The sequence below is a fragment of the Dyella choica genome (genome assembly GCF_003977665.1).
Taxonomy (GTDB): Bacteria; Pseudomonadota; Gammaproteobacteria; order Xanthomonadales; family Rhodanobacteraceae; genus Dyella_B; species Dyella_B choica.
This window is the reverse complement of record NZ_RYYV01000001.1, coordinates 1-17,650: the sequence shown is the minus strand read 5'-3', so window position 1 is coordinate 17,650 and position 17,650 is coordinate 1. Positions and strand designations below refer to the sequence as shown.

Below are 17,650 nucleotides of genomic sequence, written 5' to 3'. Positions count from 1 at the left end.
ATGCATGCAACCCACGCGATGCTGGGATTGCCATCCCAGCCTACAGGAAGCCGCCGCCTTCCAAAATGCGCTGCGCCGGAATCATCGGCAAGCCTTTCCAACACTGCGCATGAAATGGCGTCGTAGCCGAGGCCCTGACTTTACGCAGAAACAACTCGCGCGGGATCTCCACTGCCCCTAAACCCAGCAGATGCGGATTGCTGACTTGCGCATCAATCAATGGAAATTCCCACGCGCGCAACAGCGAGGCGAGCGCGCACAACGCCAGCTTCGAACCGCCGCTCTGCGCGCTGAACATCGATTCGCCGCAGAACAGGCGCCCGATGGAAACGCCGTAGATACCGCCGACCAGGCGATCCTGTTCCCACACTTCCACGCTGTGCGCGTGGCCAAGATTGTGGAGCGCGCTGTAGCTGTCGATCATCGACGAGCCGATCCAGGTGCCGAACTGGCCCGGCCGTGGTGCCGCGCAAGCCTGCATCACCTGGCGGAAGGCGCGATCGACGCTCACTTGCCAGGTCGTGTCCTTCAACGCCCTGCGCAGGCTGCGATTGGGCCGCAGCCGGTCCGTATGAAACACGCAGCGCGGATCGGGCGACCACCACAAGATCGGTTCGCCCTCGTTGAACCAGGGAAAGATACCGTGCTCGTACGCCGCCATCAGGCGCGGGGGGGAGAGGTCGCCGCCGAAGGCAAGCAAGCCGTTGGGCTCAACCAGGGCGCTGCGCGGGTCGGGAAATTGCCCCGGATGGTGGTCATCGAGCCTGGTCAGGCGAATCATGGTTGGGTGTAGGGGCTGTGTTCGAGCAGTTCTTCGGCGTAAGCGTCCATGCCTTCGCACTCGTGTGCAAGAGCTTGGCGTACGGCCGCGCGAAAACCTTCGTGCAGCAGGAAATGGCGAGAATGCGTGCGCACCGGCAGGAAACCGCGTGCAAGCTTGTGCTCGCCCTGCGCTCCGGGCTCGAAGCGCTGCAAGCCCTGTGCAATCGCGTACTCGATGCCCTGGTAATAGCACAGCTCGAAATGCAGATCCGCCAGATCCACGTCGGCGCCCCAATAGCGACCGTACAAGGTGCTTGCACTACGCAGCATCAATGCCATCGCAATGATCTCGCCTTTTTGCCGGGCCAGCGCCAGTTGCACCCTGTCGCCCAATTCCTGGCGCAGGTACAGGAAGAACGCCTCGGTGAGCGCCGCGTGGTTGCCCTTGGCATCGAAGGTGGAAGTGTATAGCGCGTGTACCCGTCGCCATTCCTGTGCACTCAATTGCGAGCCGCCTACCATGCCGATGTCCAGGCCATACGCAGCCACGCGCTTGCGTTCGTGGCGGATGTTCTTGCGCTTCTTGTGATTGAACGCGGCCAGGAATGCCTCGAAATCCGCATAGCCCCGGTTGTGCCAATGGAACTGCACATCGCTGCGCGACGTCCAGTCCGCATCGAAGGCAGGCAGGTCCGCGTCGGTCAGAAAATTGGCGTGCACGGATGAAAGCTGCAACTGCTGCGCCAGTTGCTGCATGGCATCCAGCAGCCGTTTGCGCAGCACATCAGCTTGTGCGACACCGGTCCCGACCAGCAGGCGTGGCCCGGTGACGGGGGAGTAGGGCACGGCGTTGAGCAGCTTGGGATAGTACTGGCCCCCGGCGCGCTCCCAGGCCGCGGCCCAGCTGAAGTCGAACACGAACTCGCCGTGTGAATTGCCCTTGAGGTACAGAGGTGCGGCGGCAACCAGTTGGCCTGCGCGATAAAGCCCCAGGTGATGCGCCCGCCAGCCCCATTCGGGACGAATGCAGCCGGTGCGTTCGAGACCGGCGAGAAAGGCGTGCGAGAGGAAAGGATTGTCGTCGGGGCGCAGGGCGTCCCATGCCGCAGCGGCGATGTCGTCGATATGGTCGTGGAAGCGGGCTTCGATCACTTTCTTTTAGCCCTTCTTCATCGTGTATGAAGAGGTCACTGTTGCCTCACCGTCATTCCGGCGCAGGCCGGAATCCAGTTTTAATAGATCGTGCGAAGCACTCAAAACCCGGTTTTGTGTCCTTCGGACGTATATTTTGACTGGATTGACCAGCTCCGCTGTTGTGAAGCGCCTCGGCCTGCGCCGGAATGACGGTGAGGCAAGGATCAGCATTGTCCCTAGGCGCGAAACATCAAACCTTCGCGTGCTGATCCAGCCACCGCTCCGCATCCAGCGCCGCCATGCAGCCGAAGCCGGCCGAGGTCACCGCCTGGCGGTACACGTGATCGGCCACGTCGCCCGCCGCGAATACGCCGGGTACCGAGGCCATTGTCGCCATGCCTTCCAGGCCGCTGCGGATCTTGATGTAGCCGTCGTGCATGTCGAGCTGGCCTTCGAAGATGCCGGTATTGGGCGTGTGGCCGATCGCCACGAAGAAGCCGGTGGCGGCGATGTCGCGCGTGACGCCGCTGTCGACGTCCTTCACGCGCACGCCGGTCACGCCGGTGTTGTCGCCCAGCACTTCGTCGATGGTGTGGTTCCACACCAGCTCGATCTTGCCGTGGGCAGCCTTCTCGAACAGCTTGTCCTGCATGATCTTCTCCGCGCGCAGCTTGTCGCGGCGATGCACCAGATACACCTTGCGGCCGATGTTGGCCAGGTACAGCGCTTCCTCCACGGCAGTATTGCCGCCGCCGACTACGACGACATCCTGCTCACGAAAGAAGAAGCCGTCGCAGGTCGCGCAGGCCGACACGCCCTTGCCCTTGTAGTGCTCTTCGCTGGGAATGCCGAGGTATTTGGCAGTCGCACCGGTAGCGATGATCAGCGCGTCGCAACTGTATTCGCCCGAATCGCCCTTAAGCCGGAACGGACGCTGCTTCAGATCGACGCTATGAATGTGGTCGAACTCCATCTGCGTCTCGAAGCGCTCGGCATGCTCGGCCATGCGCTGCATCAGTTCTGGACCTTGCACGCCCTTGACATCGCCCGGCCAGTTGTCGACGTCGGTGGTGGTCATCAGCTGACCACCCTGCTGCAGGCCGGTGACCATGGTCGGCTTGAGGTTGGCGCGCGCGGCGTACACTGCGGCGGTGTAACCGGCGGGGCCCGAGCCGAGGATCAGCAGTCGGCTATGCTTGGGGGTGGTCATTGCTATAATCCTTAAGGGGTTGCTGGCGGTTTATCCAGGCGATTGCCGGCTTGCGGATAGCCTTTCAGGGGGCCGCCGTGGAGTTCGCAAGAATGGGGAAATCGCACCGGGTATTCAAGGTACCAGTTGGGCCCGATTCAACCGGTCCAACGGGTGTGAGTCGAGGGCAGCGAGCGACGGCGAAGCGGCGAGAGGTTCGCACGATGCCTTGCCGCTGCTGAATCTTGGTTCTCACTTCGCAGATATCTTCACTCACTGGCGGGTTTCTCGCTTTACACTGCAACGCGCAAATTTATCTGACTCTCAAGGAAACACACCCAGGTGGCGGCGCGTAGCGCAAACGTTCGAAAAGCAAAGGAAAAGACCGGCCTCAGCGAGGAAGTAAAGCGCCGCCTGCGTGAGGCCGGCGCGCTGCTGCTGTTGCCGCTGGCGCTGTACCTGCTGGTGTGCCTGTTCAGCTACGATGGCTCCGATCCGGGCTGGTCGCACGCCGACACCGGCGGTCACGTGCACAATCTGGGCGGCACGGTAGGAGCCTATATCGCGGACTTGCTGCGCTACCTGTTCGGCAGCGTGGCCTATTGCTTCCCTTTGCTGCTGCTGTTTCTCGGTGTGCAAGTACTGCGCAACCACGGTGTGCGCAGTGTGCAGCCTTGGGAGCCGTCGCTGCGGCTGATCGGTTCGGTGTTCTTTTTCATTACCGCGCCGGCACTGTGCTGGGTCGAATTTCCCGACAGCACGATGGGCCCGGAAGGCGCGGGCGGCGTGATCGGCCGAGGGGTGGGCCATGGCCTGCTCAGCGCCTTCGGTGACAAGGGTGCGCCTTTGTTCCTGCTGGCGATTTTCCTGGTCGCAGTCACCTTCGCCACTGGGCTTTCCTGGTTCAAGCTGATGGATCTCACCGGGCAGGGCGTACTGAGGTTTGGCGGCTGGTTCGGCGGCAAGCTGCGCAAGGCGCCGGAGGTGATCGCCGCGCACCAGGCGCGGGTCGAACGCGAAGTGGTGAAGAAGACCGAGGCCATCAAGCAGGCCAAGCGCGAGCCGGTGCGCATCGAAGCGCCCGCGGCGCCGGTGGTGAAGAGCGAGCGGGCGCGCGTGGAAACGCAGATTCCGCTGTTCGTCGGCGCCGCTCAGCCCGGCGAACTGCCGCCGCTGTCGCTGCTGGACGAAGCGCCTGAGCAAGGTCCGGGCTATTCGGAAGAGACGCTGGAAGTGCTGTCGCGCCAGGTCGAGCTGAAGCTCAAGGACTTCAAGATCGAAGCCAAGGTGGTGGGCGTCTACCCCGGCCCGGTGATCACCCGTTTCGAGCTGGAGCCGGCAGCGGGCGTGCGTGGCAGCCAGGTGTCGAGCCTGGACAAGGACATCGCGCGCGGCCTGTCGGTGGTCAGTGTGCGCGTGGTCGACGTGATTCCGGGCAAGAACGTGATCGGCCTGGAAATACCCAACGCCAAGAAGCAGATCGTGTACCTGTCGGAGATCCTGCGCTCCGACAAGTACGACCAGCAGAAATCGCCGCTCACGCTGGCCCTGGGCAAGGACATCGGCGGCCGCGCCATGGTGGCGGACCTGGCCAAGATGCCGCACCTGCTGGTGGCCGGCACCACCGGCTCGGGCAAGTCGGTGGCGGTGAATGCGATGGTGCTGAGCCTGTTGTACAAGGCCAGCGCCAAAGACGTGCGCATGATCATGATCGACCCGAAGATGCTGGAGCTCTCCGTGTACGAGGGCATTCCGCACCTGCTCGCGCCGGTCGTGACGGACATGAAGGAGGCCGCCAACGCGCTGCGCTGGTGCGTGGCCGAGATGGAGCGGCGCTACAAACTGATGGCCGCGGTGGGCGTGCGTAACCTTGCCGGCTTCAACAAGAAGGTGAAGGACGCCGAGAACGCCGGCCAGCCGTTGCTGGATCCGCTGTTTCGCCCCAATCCGGACCTGCCCGGCCAGGTGGCCGAGCCGCTGGAGCCGCTGCCGTACATCGTCGTGATCATCGACGAGTTTGCCGACATGATGATGATCGTCGGCAAGAAGGTGGAAGAGCTGATCGCCCGCCTGGCGCAGAAGGCGCGCGCCGCGGGCGTGCATCTTATCCTCGCCACGCAGCGCCCGTCGGTGGATGTGATCACCGGCCTGATCAAGGCCAACATCCCCACCCGCATCGCGTTCCAGGTTTCGAGCAAGATCGACTCGCGCACCATTCTCGACCAGTCCGGCGCGGAAACCCTGCTGGGTCACGGCGACATGCTCTATCTGCCGCCCGGTACAGCCACGCCCGACCGCGTGCATGGCGCCTTCGTCGACGACCACGAAGTGCACAACGTGGTGAACTGGCTGAGGGCACAAGGCGCGCCGCAATACATCGAGGGTGTGCTGGAGGAAGTGCAGGCCACCGCCGACGGCAAGTTCATCAACGAATCCGGCCTGCCGCAGGAAAGCGAGGAGGGCGGCGATGCCGACGCGCAGCTTTACGACAAGGCCGTACGCATCGTCACCGAGACACGCCGTGCCTCGATCTCCGGTGTGCAACGTCACCTGCGCATCGGCTACAACCGCGCCGCGCGCCTGATCGAGCAGATGGAACAGGATGGCGTGGTCAGTGCGCCATTGCACAACGGCAACCGCGAAGTGCTGGCGCCACCGCCGCCGAAGCACTGAGCTTGCCGAAATCCACTCCCTCCCCTGCTTGCAGGGGAGGGAGCAGTTAGACGCAAATCTTTTCCATCGCACTTGCATTAAGCCTCCCAGCGGCACACTCGCGACATCCGATACCAGGAACGGGAATCCATGAAACGCCTCCGCTTCGCAGCTATCCTTTTTTTGCTCGTAAGCAGCCTGGCCCAAGCTGCCAACGGCCCGGCCCGCGCGCGCCTGGACGCCTTCGCGCAAGGCCTGCACGCCATATCCGGCAACTTCTCGCAAACGCTCACCGACCCCAACGGCAAGGCCGGCAAGACCAGCAACGGCACCCTGGTACTGGAAGCACCACGCCAGTTCCGATGGGACACGCTGGCGCCCTACAAGCAAACCATCGTCGCTGATGGCAGTCGGGTGTGGCTGTACGATCCGGACCTGGAGCAGGTCACTGTGCGCCGGCAGGACACTGAAGAGGCGCACAGTCCGCTCACTGTGCTTACCGATCTTGCGCAGCTCGACAAGGAGTTCCACGTGGTGGAGCAGGGCGAGCACGATGGCCTGGTGTGGCTGCGTCTTACTTCCAATGCCAGGGATCCGCAGTTCAGCTACGCGGATTTGGGTTTCGACGCGAACGGCCTGGCGCGCATGCAGTTCAAGGACCAGCTCGGCGCCACCACCGACATCCGCTTCTCCAACTGGAAGCGCAACCCCGAAATCCCGCCGCAGGATTTCAACTTCACGCCGCCCAAGGGCGCGGACGTGATCGGTGACCTGCCCGAAATCAGCACCCAGCCGCTGAAAAATTGATCCGCCAGTTGCCACGCTGGGCCTGGATCGGCGGCGGCCTGCTCGCGCTGGCCGCCGGCTGCATCAATGCGGTCGGCTATTTGTGCTTCCGCCATCAGCCGGTGACACATCTGACCGGCACCAGCACCGAGTTCGGCATGGCGCTGGCGCGAGGGGATCTGCCTGAAGTCGCGCACTGGGGCCTCACCATCGTTGCGTTCCTGGCCGGAGCGATGCTCAGCGGTTTCATCGTCGAGCAACGCACGCTCCAGCTTGGCCGCCGCTATGGCGTGGTGCTGACGATCGAATCGCTGCTGCTGTTCGCAGCCACACCGATGATTCACGGCGGCAGCGATCTTGGCCTGTACCTGGCGGCCGCCGCATGCGGTCTGCAGAATGCGATGGTGAGCACCTACAGCGGCGCCACTCTGCGCACGACCCACCTGTCGGGCATTTTCACCGACCTTGGCATGTACCTGGGGCAGCGCCTGCGTGGCCTGAACGTGGACGTGTTGCGCATCCACGTCTGCCTGCTGGTGGCGGGCCATTTCATCCTGGGCGCGACCCTGGGTGCGCTGGGCTTTACGTATATCCAGGAGCGGGTGCTACTGGTGCCGGCGGTGCTTATCGGAGCGGTAGGCCTGGGGTATGCGATCTACCGGCATTTCTTTTTACGGCCCTCCGCCTAGAGTAGTATTCACTGCCTCAAATTGCTCCCTCCCCTACGTGTAGTAGGGGAGGGTTGGGGTGGGGTGAAGCAACCTCGCAATGAATTCAAACGTCGTCGCAAGCTCGTACAACCCCACCCCAGCCCTCCCCTGCAAGCAGGGGAGGGGGCGGATCACTGCAATCCCAGCGCCTTTCTCAACTCGCTACGCGCAACGTTGTAGTCGGCTTGCCACTGCTGCGTATCCTGCAGGATCTCTTCCGCCAGTACGGTTCCTGCAAGCTTGCCTGCCTCAATGTCGCTAGGAAAATGCACGCCCATCACCACCCGGTGCTGGGCATACAAATCAGCCCGCGCAAAAATCTCCGCGCGCTTCTCCGGCAGCATATTGGCCAGCAACACCGCCGTGGTATAGCCGAACGTGGCGTGCCCGCTGGGATAGCTCCAGTCGCCGGACTTTTCCTTGGACAGCGGATGCACTTCGGCGGAAACCACCGACGGTCGCGGCCGCTGCCAAAAGGCCTTGGCTTGCTTCACTTCCGCCTTGTCGAACTTGGCGACGCGTTCGAAGAACGCCGCCGTGTTCGGCAGGCTTGAGGCTTGCACCTTCAAGCCGATGGCATCGGCAAAACGGAACACGGAATGTTCCGCGTCTGCCTTGGCCGCGGCCACGTCCTCGGCGCTGCGCGAATGCTGTACCGCCAGCACCGCCTGCAGATCACGCTGGGCCTCAGCCGAACCTGCTGCCGGCGGAGGCGGCAGCAGGTTCGGCAGTCCGACGACGGCGGGGGAGGCGCCGTTGCCATCGGCCAGCGCGGGCTGGCCGATCAGAAGCATCGACAACAACAGTACGTAGCGTTTCATCAGAACAGGTCGGCCGAAACGGTGAAGTTGAAGTTGCGGGCTGGGATGGTGAAATAAAGCGGCGTGCTGGCCCCACCGGTGGTGCCGGCGAGGGAGTTGATGGTGGTGTTGTTGAACAGATTGTTGAGCTGCACGCCAATCTTGAAGTCCTTTACGTTGGTGATATGCGGATCGAACATGTAGCTGGCGGCGAGATTGGTCACCGCATAGCCGCCGATCGGCGTGTCGTTCTCCGCGTTGGCCGTGTAGTAGGTCTTGCCGATGAACTTGTCGACCAGCGACACGTAAAGGGGGCCATTGCTGTAGGTGAGGCCCAGCGCGGCGGTCTTGTGCGGCGTATTCGCGTTCCACTGGTTGTCGGTGGTCTGGATGGCGCGGTTGAGCGAGGCGTTGGCATAGACGCTGAAGCCGCCGCCCAGCACGTAGGCACCTTCAAGCTCGATGCCTTTGTAGTGAACACCGCCGCCGTTGTAGAACTCGCTGATGCCGGCAACGTTGTGCTTCTGCACGAAGTTGTTGAAGTCGATCTTGTAGATGTCGCCCGACAGCGTCAGGCGGTCGCTGCTCCAGGTGCTGCCGAGCTGGATGTTGGTGGTCTTTTCCGGCGCGACGGCGGCATCGGAAGCCACCGGATTGGGCACGTAGAACAGATTGAGGTTGGGGGCCAGATAACCCTTGGCCCATTGCGCATAGGCAGTCCAGTTCGAGGAGAACGCATAGTGGAACGAAGCCGACGGCAGGGTGGCGTTCCAGTCTTTCGAATAGCTCAGCGGCGTGCCCGTCTTCTGGTTCACCGGCGCGTCGATGTTGCGCTTGAAGTAGTTGTACTTCGCGCCGCCGATGAAGTAGGCGTTGTCGGTGATGTTCCACTGGTATTCGACGAACGGCTGGATCGTGACCAGCGAATCATTCATTCGGCGATCGGCCGCGGCCAGCGCCAACGTTGGTGCGCCAGGGTTGGCCACGGGGTTCAACAGATTGAGCGTATCGTCGAATTCGTAGAGCCAGCGGATGTCGTCCTGATGGTCGTACCACACGCCGGTGCGTACCTCGCCCGGACCGATTTCCTTGGCCAGGCGGAAAATGTCGCCCCATGAACGGTTCGTGTTGCGCATGTGCTGGCCGGGCACGTCGGTGGGGCTATAGAACGTGCCATTGGGCGTTTCGCCATTCGGATCTTCGCCGTTGAAGCCGAAGTGGTTGTAGCCGTAGGTGTAGATCTTGTTGTCGATCGTCCAGCCGGCGAACGCCGAGTGCAGGCCGATGTAGGCCATGTTGGTGTTGATCTTGTCCTCGTTGTAGCGGTAGTAGGCCTGGCTGGTCGGATCGTTGTTCAGCGCGTAGTTGATGCCGTATTGCGCAATCTGTGCCTTGGTGGCGCCGAACGGCACGTACTGGTTCAGCTTGTTCCACATGGCGGCAAAGGTGAGCGTGGTGTTTTCGCCCAGCGGTTGCACGACCTTGGCGAACACGCTCTGGCGGCGCTGGCCGGCGTAGGTGAGATAGCCGTCCGACTCATTGTTCTGCAGGTTGATCACCGCATTGGTGCCACTGCTGGTGAAGCTGCCTGTATCGATGCGGGCGCCTTCCACGGCGGTATCCCAGCTGCCGAAGCTGATGTACGGGTGGACGTTGAATTTGTCTTCCGGATTGATCGAATCCACCGAAATGGTGCCGCCGAACGTGGCGTTGCCGAGCGTGCTGGCCGTACCCGGGCCGCGATCGACCAACACGCTGCCGGTTTCCTGATTGGTGAAGTACGAGGTGGAATGGTGCGTGAAGTCGTTGGAGTCCATCCACGGGATGCCATCGAACGTCACGTTGTACTGGCCGTCCTGGAAGCCGCGAATGGAAACCACCGCCGCTTCCATCAAGCCGGAGCCGTTCGGCGCCACGGTGTACACGCTTGGCGCGATGGCGGCGACATCGGTGTAATCGCCGGTGGGCGGGACGTTTTCCTGGATATAGGTGCTGCCGATGATCGACTGCGGCTGCGTCGCCAGCATGGAGCCCTGGGTGAGAGCCACCGAGCTGACTGCCGAAGTGGCGGCCGTTACCTGTACGCCATGGAGGGTTTTGGGGGTATTTGAAGTATCTCCGCCGCCATTATTATCCGACGCGTTGGGGCCACTTGCTGCATTATTTCCATGATTAGCCACGTCCTGGGCGTGGATCGGTGCTGCAAGGGTCATCGCCAGGCAAAGGGCGAGGTAGACCGGCGTGCGGCGGCACGGCGCAAGTGTCGATGGCGTCATTATTTTTTTCCGGTATCGGCGGGTTGTAGAAAGGTCGACACCGTAATGAGGCTTTATGACATTTCAGTAACATTTACATTAAAATGACGATTTTGTTATGCGAAAGAAAATGCGCTAAGAATAATCTAAGCTATGCATTATTCCTGTAATGAAGGGGCGTCATTTCGAAGGCTAATGACTTGATGGAATTAAGCTAAATCTAAGCCATGCATCATTAATGAAATAAATCATTATCAATAATAATGGGCGCTCATTCCAGCTGGCAAGCGGCATGCCCGGCAAGGCCCGCCCGCCGGATGCCCTATCATCGGCCCATGGAACGACGCGAAGCACCCCACACCCCGCAACTGTTCGGCAGCGACGCGGAAGAACTCAAGCCCCTGGCCGAACGCATGCGTCCGCGCAGCCTGGACGAGATCGTCGGCCAGCAACGTCTGCTTGCGCCGGGCAAGGCCCTGCGCCGCGCACTCGAAGCCGGCCGCGTGCATTCGATGGTGCTGTGGGGCCCACCGGGCTGCGGCAAGACCACGCTGGCACTGTTGGTGGCGCGTTATGCCGATGCGGATTTCCGCGCCATCTCCGCCGTGCTTTCGGGCCTGCCGGACGTGCGCAAGGCATTGGCCGAGGCCGAGGTAAACTTCGCGCAAGGCCGGCGCACCGTGCTGTTCGTGGACGAAGTGCATCGTTTCAACAAGGCGCAGCAGGATGCCTTCCTGCCGCACATCGAGCGCGGCGTGATCATCTTCGTCGGCGCCACCACCGAAAACCCCTCGTTCGAGCTGAACTCGGCCTTGCTGTCGCGCTGCCGCGTGCACGTGCTGGATGCCGTATCCGTCGACGACATCGCCGCGGCGCTGCAACGGGCACTCACCGATTCTGAGCGCGGACTGGGTGCGCAACAACTCCAGGTAGCCGAATCCGCCCTGCGCCTGATCGCCCAGGCTGCCGATGGCGATGTACGCCGCGCACTCACCTTGCTGGAAATCGCGGCCGAGCTGGCGGATGGCCAAATGATCGACGAGGCCACGCTGGAGCAGGTGCTGGCCGACCGCACGCGCCGCTTCGACAAAGGCGGCGAACAGTTCTACGACCAGATCTCCGCGCTGCATAAGTCCGTGCGCTCTTCCGATCCCGATGCCGCAGTGTATTGGCTCACCCGCATGCTCGACGGTGGCTGCGATCCGCTTTATCTCGCGCGCCGCATGACGCGCATGGCGGTGGAAGACGTGGGCCTGGCCGAACCACGCGCCTGGCGCATGGCGCTGGATGCATGGGATACCTATGAACGTCTTGGCAGCCCCGAAGGCGAGCTGGGTCTGGCGCAGCTGGCGATCTGGCTCGCCATCGCACCCAAGAGCAACGCGGCCTACATGGCCTACAACAAGGCGCGCGAAGTAGTGGGCCAAACCGGCACGCTGGAAGTGCCCATGCACCTGCGCAACGCGCCCACGCGCTTGATGAAAGGTCTGGGCTACGGCAAAGGCTATCAATACGACCACGACGCGAAAGGCGGCATCGCGTTAGACCAGCAATGCTTGCCCGATGCGCTGGCAGGTACCGAATTCTACGCGCCGGTGGAACGCGGGCTGGAAGTGAAATTGCGCGAGAAGCTGCTTGCTCTGCGCGAGGCAAGGAATCAGGCTCGCAAGAAATAGCTTGGCCCGGAATAGTAGGCTGGGATGAAATCCCAGCATCGCCATCTGCATGAAAGCTGGGATTTCATCCCAGCCTACGGGTTGGGCGGAAACGGGGGTGACGCGGCATAATCTCCCCATGCAATTGCGCTACCTCAAAACCTTCATCGCTGTCGCCACTACGCTCAACTTCACCCGCGCGGCCGAGCGGGTGCACCTGGCGCAATCGAGCGTCACCGAACAGATCCAGGCCCTGGAAGCGGACCTGGGCGCCATGCTGCTCGATCGCTCAAACCGCCAGTTGCGTTTGACGGCGGCAGGGCAGCAGTTGCTTGAGTACGCGCAGGCCTTGCTCGACCTGGCCGACGAGGCACGCGCCGCCGTGGCCGATGCGGCCAAGCTGCCTAGGGGCAGGCTGACGATCGGCGGTTTGGAAACGCTGTGCGCAACTCGCCTCTCCCCGTTGCTGGCCCACTTCGCTCAGGCACATCCATCCATCGAACTGCAGCTGAAGGCAAGCGGCAGCGGCGAGTTGCGTAATGCGCTGCGCAGCGCTGCCATGGACGTGTGCTTTGCTTTCAGCACGCTGGACGAAGGCGAGGAGTTGCAAAGCGAAATCATCGGCAGCGAACGCCTCGTCATTATCGTTCCCCCTGGGCACAGGCTTGCCCGGGCTACCGAAGTCGGGCCCGGCGACATCGCCAAGGAACCGTTCCTGGTGACTGAGCAAGGCTGCGTTTACCGTCACATGTTCGACACCGCATTTTCCGCACAACGCCCCCGCATTGCCGCAGAGGTTGCCAGCCTCGCCGCGATCCGTTCGCTGGTGGAAGCTGGCATGGGTTGTGCGCTGCTGCCGGAAGTTGCACTCGCCGGCAGCAACAGCGCGGTCCATCGTTTGACTTGGCATGGCGATATGCAAACCGTTCCGGTGATGATGGTGTGGCGGCACCGTCGCGTGCAACCGCCAGCACTGAAGCTGTTTCTCGACGAGGCCCGCGCAAGCTTTGCCACCCTTACGCCAGCCGATGCCCGCCGTCCACGTGCAGCACAGTCCCGGTAACGAAACTGTTGCGCATCAAAAAGCGAATCGCGTCGGCGATGTCGGCAGGCTGACCAATGCGGCCTACTGGCAGGCGTTTGGCCATGGTCTCGTGCGCGGCGGCCTTGCCTTCGTCATCGGCAATGAAGCGCCAGACCGGCGAATCGACCCAGCCTGGCGAAACCACGTTGACCCGCACCGGGCCCAGTTCCACGGCCAACGCATAAGCGAGCGATTCCAGCGCACCGTTGATGGCGGCCACGACTGAACCGCGCGGTGCCGGCCGATAGGCGGCAATGCCGGAGGTGAAAGTGATCGAGCCGCGCGCCGATAATTTCGGCGCGCCATATTTCGCCAACAGTAGCGGGCCGATGAATTTCGAATCGATCACCTTGCGCGCCGCGTCCAGTTGCAGTGATGGCAATAGCTGATAAGCGTTCTCGATGTCGGCGGCTGTCGACACGATGTGATCGAGCGGACCGCTGCGTTCGAACAGCTCCGCCACCTGATCTTCCCGGCCAATATCGGCAACCTCCGTTCGCAGACGCTCCGCATGGCGCAGATGCTCACGTGCGCCGGCCAGCCTTGCGCCCGAACGGCCTACGATGATGACTTCGGCCCCTTCCGCCAACAACATCTCCGCCAGCGCCAGGCCCATGCCTGAGCTGCCGCCTACGATCAATACTTTTTCCACCTGGGTATGCATAACGTCTCCGCCTTGGGAAACATCGATTTTCCCGGCGTTGGCGCAGGAACGGAAACGGGAATGCACGATAGTTGGCATCGGAAAGGCCGATGAAGGGGCGTCCTTGCAGCATGCCCGGATTCGACCCCGTCCCTTGCTTGCACCTGATAAGCAATGTCTCAGCTGACGGGTATCTGCTCCCTCCCCTACGTGTAGTAGGGGAGGGTTGGGGTGGGGTGAAGCAACCTCGCGCTGAACTCAAACACTGCAGCAAGCTCGTGCAACCCCACCCTAACCCCCCGCTGCAAGCAGGAGAGGGAACTACCTATCTATCGTGCAACTGGGATTCGACGCCAATTAGGTGCGTGCAGCAAGTCTGCCTTCGACCCGGTCGGGGATCAGGGACTGGGCGCCACGCCTTCCCTAGGCACAAGCCCCAACCATTTGCACTGCGCCCCGACACCGCCTAGATTTCTCTCACCATCCTCAAAGGGGAGGGCTTTCGCCATGCGCATCCTCGTGGCCGCCATCTTCGGCGGCATCGTCATGTTCATCTGGGGCGGTCTTGCCCACATGGTGCTGGGCCTGGGCAATCCCGGCATCTACCAGCCGATGCACGAAGACGTAGTGCTGACCAGCCTGCACGAAGGCCTCGGCAGCAAGCCGGGCGTCTACATCCTGCCCAGCTTTGATCCTAAGCAATGGAGCGACCAGGCCGCCCGTACGGAATATGCGCAGAAGGCGCAGGCCTCGCCTTATGCATGGATCGTCTATTTGCCGCAGGGTGAAGACATGACCGACATGCATCGCCAGCTTCCGCGTCAATGGGCGACGGACACCCTGGCGTCGCTGATGCTCGCCTGGGTGATGGGACTGGCTGCTTTCGGCTTCATCAAGCGCTTAGGGCTGGCCGCCGCCGCGGCTGTGTTTGCCTGGCTGTCCGCCCTGGTGCCGTACGGGACCTGGTATCGCTTTCCGGAGCCCCTGGTCTGGGCGGCGCTGGTGGAACAGCTCATCGGCTGGCTGCTGGCCGGGGCGGTGATGGCCTGGTGGATCGGGCGGCAGGAGCGCAAAACAGCCTGATCGGAACTCAAGGGCGGGCCGTCGCAGCGATACGCTCGACGGCTGTCTGGTGGTGGGATAAAATCCTACCAACCCAAATGGAGGGAGGCGCCCGATGACTGCCAAGAAACGGAGCATTACGCTCCCGCCCGAGATGGCCGACTATGTCGAGCGCAAGGTCGCATCCGGCGAATACGGCTCTGAAAGTGAAGTGCTGCGCGACGGGCTGCGTGCCCTGCAGGCCCGCGACCAGGCTGTCGAAGCTTGGTTGCGTACGGAAGTGGCCGCCGCCTATGACGCCGTCAAAGCCGATCCCTCGCGCCTGGTTAGTGCCGCTGATGTGCGCTCCCGCCTCGCCACGCTGCCGCAACGCCTGCTTAAGAAAGAAAACGCCGCGTGATCCTTTACGCGGTCGAGTACGCGCCTGAAGCCGTCGACCAGCTCGAAGCTTTGTACGCATATCTGGCCTATGAGGCCGGTTTGAATGTCGCGCGGTCGTATATCGACGGCATCCAGAGCTATTGCGAGGGACTGAATCTGTACCCCGAGCGCGGCGTGCGCCGCGACGATATCCGGCCCGGGTTGCGCATTACCAACCACCAAAGCAAAACCATCGTGGCCTTCACGATCGACCACGCGGCGCTTCGCGTCGCAATCTTGGGCATCTACCACGGTGGCCAAGACTATGAGGGCGATCTGCGGGCGAAAGGTTGACTCGCGCGCCGGGCAGAGCGCCGCGTTGCGGCAACCGCGGCCCCACAGCGATAATCCGGTGTTCTTGCCCCCATCGGATCCGAACATGCTGGACCCCGCACTGCTGCGCTCGCGCTTGGCCGAAACCGCCGCGCGCCTCAAGGAAACCCGCGGCTTCGCGCTCGATGTGGCTGCTGTGGAAGCCCTGGAAAGCCAGCGCAAGCAGCTCTCCACCGAAACGCAGGAACTGCAGAACCTGCGCAACACCCGCTCCAAGGCCATTGGCCAGGCCAAGGCCAAGGGCGAAGACGTGGCTCCTTTGATGGCCGAGGTCGCAGGCATCGGCGACAAGCTCAAGGCCAACGAACACGCCCTGGCCGATGTGCAGGCCAGGCTCAACGAGATCGCGTTGGGCATTCCCAACGTGCCGCACGAATCCGTGCCGCTGGGGAGCGACGAAAACCACAACCAGGAAATCACCCGTTGGGGCACCCCGCGCCAGTTCGACTTCCCGGTGAAAGATCACGTCGACCTTGGCGAACGCCACGGCTGGCTGGACGGTGAAGCTGGCGCCAAGCTTTCAGGCTCACGCTTCACCGTGATGCGCGGACAGCTCGCGCAACTGCATCGCGCGCTCGCGCAGTTCATGCTCGACCTCCACACGCGCGAACACGGCTACCTGGAGTGCAACGTGCCGCTGCTGGTCAATGCCGACAGCATGCAGGGCACCGGCCAACTGCCCAAGTTCGAGGAAGACCTGTTCGCTACTCAAGTGGGGGAGACCAAGCGCTACCTGATTCCCACCGCCGAAGTCTCTCTGACCAACCTGGTGCGCGACACCATCCAGGACGCCGGCACGCTGCCGCTGCGTCTCACCGCCCACACGCCGTGCTTCCGCGCCGAAGCCGGCAGCTACGGCCGCGACGTGCGCGGCATGATCCGTCAACATCAGTTCGAAAAGGTGGAAATGGTGCAGATCGCGCGGGCCGAGGATTCCTACGCGCAGTTGGAGGAAATGGTCGGCCACGCCGAAACCGTGCTGCAAAAGCTGGGCTTGCCCTATCGCAAGGTGATGCTGTGCACCGGCGACATGGGCTTCGGCGCCGCCAAGACCTACGACCTGGAAGTGTGGCTGCCCAGCCAGAACACCTACCGCGAAATCTCCAGCTGCTCCAATTGCGGCGATTTCCAGGCGCGCCGCATGCAGGCCCGCGTGCGCAATCCGGAAACCGGCAAGCCAGAACTCGTGCACACCCTCAACGGCTCCGGCCTCGCCGTCGGCCGTACGCTGATCGCGGTGATGGAGAACTACCAGAACGCCGATGGCTCCATCACGGTGCCCGAAGCCCTACGTCCCTACCTGCACGGCGCGGAGAAGATTGCGTGACCGCACCGGCGAGCCGCTCGTGGGACAAGGTGGAGTTCTACTCCAGCTACTTCCTGATGCTCGTGCTCGCCTCGGTGATCGGCACCCGCCTGAGCTTCGCCAGCGTGTGGCAGATCCCCGCCCTCGACCTGGTCTTCAGCATCATCGCCCTCGTGCTGGTCCTGGCCAGCTTCTGGATTGCCCGCAAGCGCCGCAGCTGGCGCGTGTGGATCATCACCTTCGCGGCAGCAACGCAGCTGCTGCCGATGGTGCTGCGCTATCCAGCTACGCTGTTTCCGCTGCTGGGCGGATTGATTCCGGTGGGGATCACGGTCTGGGCGCTGGTGGCGCTGTCGCGGAAGGGGCGGCAAGGCCCGCAGGCACGCGATTCCTGATAGGATGATCGACCTTGTAGGCCGGCCGAACTGGATGCCTGCGTACAAAAAACGGAGAGATGGCCGAGTGGTTTAAGGCAGCAGTCTTGAAAACTGCCGTAGGTGTAAGCCTACCGTGGGTTCGAATCCCACTCTCTCCGCCACCCATAAAAAAACGCCCCCAGGGGCGTTTTTTTATGGGTGGCGGAGAGAGTGGTCTGATGAGAACCCATGCGGTTTGACAAATTTGTCGGGAAAAAATTTGGACAGCCTAAGGCTGTTCCCGAGGCGCATCGTCAGGAGTAAACGTAGAGATACCTCTATTTACCTCGTGATTGACGGGGGGGCTGCAAGGGCAACAAGATATGCTTCATCCATGAGCCTTCAAGTGCCCTGGTCTAATGGTTTCGGACACCGCGATAGGGGATGATTCCCGCCCCGAGACCGATCCCCATGAAACGATCTTCCCGCCGAACATTCGATAC

Annotated in this window: 16 protein-coding genes and 1 tRNA gene; 11 read left to right on the top strand and 6 right to left on the bottom strand. The window is 62.4% G+C overall.

Features of this window, described 5'->3' with window-relative positions; translation table 11 throughout:
* Nucleotides 1–40: 40 nt before the first annotated feature.
* The 3 genes from aat to trxB form a co-directional block, all read right to left on the bottom strand.
* The gene (gene aat, locus EKH80_RS00085) at nt 41–781 is read right to left on the bottom strand and encodes a leucyl/phenylalanyl-tRNA--protein transferase (protein WP_126682701.1); all 741 of its coding nucleotides are present in this window, start codon (nt 779–781) and stop codon (nt 41–43) included.
* Entirely contained in the window at nt 778–1,914 is a 1,137-nt protein-coding gene (locus tag EKH80_RS00080; protein ID WP_126682700.1) for a GNAT family N-acetyltransferase, read from the bottom strand. Before EKH80_RS00080 ends, aat begins: the two co-directional genes overlap by 4 nt.
* A 232-nt stretch (nt 1,915–2,146) precedes the next feature.
* Nucleotides 2,147–3,106: a thioredoxin-disulfide reductase gene (gene trxB / locus EKH80_RS00075; RefSeq protein WP_126682699.1), complete on the bottom strand. Its 960-nt coding sequence runs from the start codon at nt 3,104–3,106 to the stop codon at nt 2,147–2,149.
* A 321-nt stretch (nt 3,107–3,427) separates the two neighbouring features.
* On the opposite strand from trxB, the gene EKH80_RS00070 reads away from it, so the two are divergent.
* From EKH80_RS00070 to EKH80_RS00060, 3 genes are all read left to right on the top strand, one after another.
* The gene (locus EKH80_RS00070) at nt 3,428–5,758 is read left to right on the top strand and encodes a DNA translocase FtsK (protein ID WP_126682698.1); all 2,331 of its coding nucleotides are present in this window, start codon (nt 3,428–3,430) and stop codon (nt 5,756–5,758) included.
* A 129-nt stretch (nt 5,759–5,887) separates the two neighbouring features.
* Nucleotides 5,888–6,544, top strand: a complete 657-nt coding sequence (lolA, locus tag EKH80_RS00065; protein ID WP_126682697.1) for an outer membrane lipoprotein periplasmic chaperone LolA — start codon at nt 5,888–5,890, stop codon at nt 6,542–6,544.
* Nucleotides 6,541–7,212, top strand: a complete 672-nt coding sequence (locus tag EKH80_RS00060) for a YoaK family protein (protein WP_126682696.1) — start codon at nt 6,541–6,543, stop codon at nt 7,210–7,212. The genes lolA and EKH80_RS00060 overlap by 4 nt, the downstream gene beginning before the upstream one ends.
* A gap of 152 nt (nt 7,213–7,364) precedes the next feature.
* On the opposite strand, the gene EKH80_RS00055 is transcribed toward EKH80_RS00060, so the two are convergent.
* A complete protein-coding gene (locus EKH80_RS00055; protein WP_126682695.1) occupies nt 7,365–8,054 on the bottom strand; it encodes an acid phosphatase in 690 nt (229 codons plus the stop codon).
* Entirely contained in the window at nt 8,054–10,309 is a 2,256-nt protein-coding gene (locus EKH80_RS00050) for a TonB-dependent receptor (RefSeq protein WP_126682694.1), read from the bottom strand. Before EKH80_RS00050 ends, EKH80_RS00055 begins: the two co-directional genes overlap by 1 nt.
* 314 nt (nt 10,310–10,623) lie before the next feature.
* Between EKH80_RS00050 and EKH80_RS00045 the strand changes: the two genes are divergently transcribed.
* Together EKH80_RS00045 and EKH80_RS00040 are read left to right on the top strand one after the other, a co-directional pair.
* Complete coding sequence (locus tag EKH80_RS00045; protein WP_126682693.1) at nt 10,624–11,964, top strand: replication-associated recombination protein A; 1,341 nt, start codon at nt 10,624–10,626, stop codon at nt 11,962–11,964.
* Nucleotides 11,965–12,082: 118 nt separating this feature from the next.
* Nucleotides 12,083–13,006, top strand: coding sequence for a LysR family transcriptional regulator (locus EKH80_RS00040; RefSeq protein ID WP_126682692.1), 924 nt, complete (start codon nt 12,083–12,085; stop codon nt 13,004–13,006).
* On the opposite strand, the gene EKH80_RS00035 is transcribed toward EKH80_RS00040, so the two are convergent.
* On the bottom strand, nt 12,960–13,691 hold the full coding sequence (locus EKH80_RS00035) for an SDR family oxidoreductase (RefSeq protein ID WP_126682691.1): 732 nt from the start codon (nt 13,689–13,691) through the stop codon (nt 12,960–12,962). The genes EKH80_RS00040 and EKH80_RS00035 overlap by 47 nt on opposite strands.
* A 486-nt stretch (nt 13,692–14,177) precedes the next feature.
* On the opposite strand from EKH80_RS00035, the gene EKH80_RS00030 reads away from it, so the two are divergent.
* From EKH80_RS00030 to EKH80_RS00005, 6 genes are all read left to right on the top strand, one after another.
* Nucleotides 14,178–14,753, top strand: coding sequence for a hypothetical protein (locus EKH80_RS00030; RefSeq protein WP_126682690.1), 576 nt, complete (start codon nt 14,178–14,180; stop codon nt 14,751–14,753).
* A gap of 94 nt (nt 14,754–14,847) precedes the next feature.
* Nucleotides 14,848–15,132, top strand: coding sequence for a type II toxin-antitoxin system ParD family antitoxin (locus EKH80_RS00025; protein ID WP_126682689.1), 285 nt, complete (start codon nt 14,848–14,850; stop codon nt 15,130–15,132).
* Entirely contained in the window at nt 15,129–15,446 is a 318-nt protein-coding gene (locus EKH80_RS00020) for a type II toxin-antitoxin system RelE/ParE family toxin (RefSeq protein ID WP_230473339.1), read from the top strand. The genes EKH80_RS00025 and EKH80_RS00020 overlap by 4 nt, the downstream gene beginning before the upstream one ends.
* An 85-nt stretch (nt 15,447–15,531) precedes the next feature.
* Nucleotides 15,532–16,812: a serine--tRNA ligase gene (gene serS / locus EKH80_RS00015; RefSeq protein ID WP_126682688.1), complete on the top strand. Its 1,281-nt coding sequence runs from the start codon at nt 15,532–15,534 to the stop codon at nt 16,810–16,812.
* A complete protein-coding gene (locus EKH80_RS00010; protein WP_126682687.1) occupies nt 16,809–17,186 on the top strand; it encodes an LrgA in 378 nt (125 codons plus the stop codon). The genes serS and EKH80_RS00010 overlap by 4 nt, the downstream gene beginning before the upstream one ends.
* Before the next feature lie 53 nt (nt 17,187–17,239).
* Nucleotides 17,240–17,329: transfer RNA gene (locus EKH80_RS00005), tRNA-Ser, on the top strand.
* Nucleotides 17,330–17,650 lie beyond the last annotated feature (321 nt).

Bases quoted from the DNA above. Each gene is read 5' to 3' on its own strand.
- EKH80_RS00045 (WP_126682693.1), top strand. From the start codon at position 10,624: ATGGAACGACGCGAAGCACCCCACACCCCGCAACTGTTCGGCAGCGAC.
- EKH80_RS00030 (WP_126682690.1), top strand. From the start codon at position 14,178: ATGCGCATCCTCGTGGCCGCCATCTTCGGCGGCATCGTCATGTTCATC.
- lolA (WP_126682697.1), top strand. From the start codon at position 5,888: ATGAAACGCCTCCGCTTCGCAGCTATCCTTTTTTTGCTCGTAAGCAGC.
- EKH80_RS00035 (WP_126682691.1), bottom strand. From the start codon at position 13,691: ATGCATACCCAGGTGGAAAAAGTATTGATCGTAGGCGGCAGCTCAGGC.
- serS (WP_126682688.1), top strand. From the start codon at position 15,532: ATGCTGGACCCCGCACTGCTGCGCTCGCGCTTGGCCGAAACCGCCGCG.
- EKH80_RS00055 (WP_126682695.1), bottom strand. From the start codon at position 8,054: ATGAAACGCTACGTACTGTTGTTGTCGATGCTTCTGATCGGCCAGCCC.
- trxB (WP_126682699.1), bottom strand. From the start codon at position 3,106: ATGACCACCCCCAAGCATAGCCGACTGCTGATCCTCGGCTCGGGCCCC.
- aat (WP_126682701.1), bottom strand. From the start codon at position 781: ATGATTCGCCTGACCAGGCTCGATGACCACCATCCGGGGCAATTTCCC.
- EKH80_RS00040 (WP_126682692.1), top strand. From the start codon at position 12,083: ATGCAATTGCGCTACCTCAAAACCTTCATCGCTGTCGCCACTACGCTC.
- EKH80_RS00050 (WP_126682694.1), bottom strand. From the start codon at position 10,309: ATGACGCCATCGACACTTGCGCCGTGCCGCCGCACGCCGGTCTACCTC.
- EKH80_RS00025 (WP_126682689.1), top strand. From the start codon at position 14,848: ATGACTGCCAAGAAACGGAGCATTACGCTCCCGCCCGAGATGGCCGAC.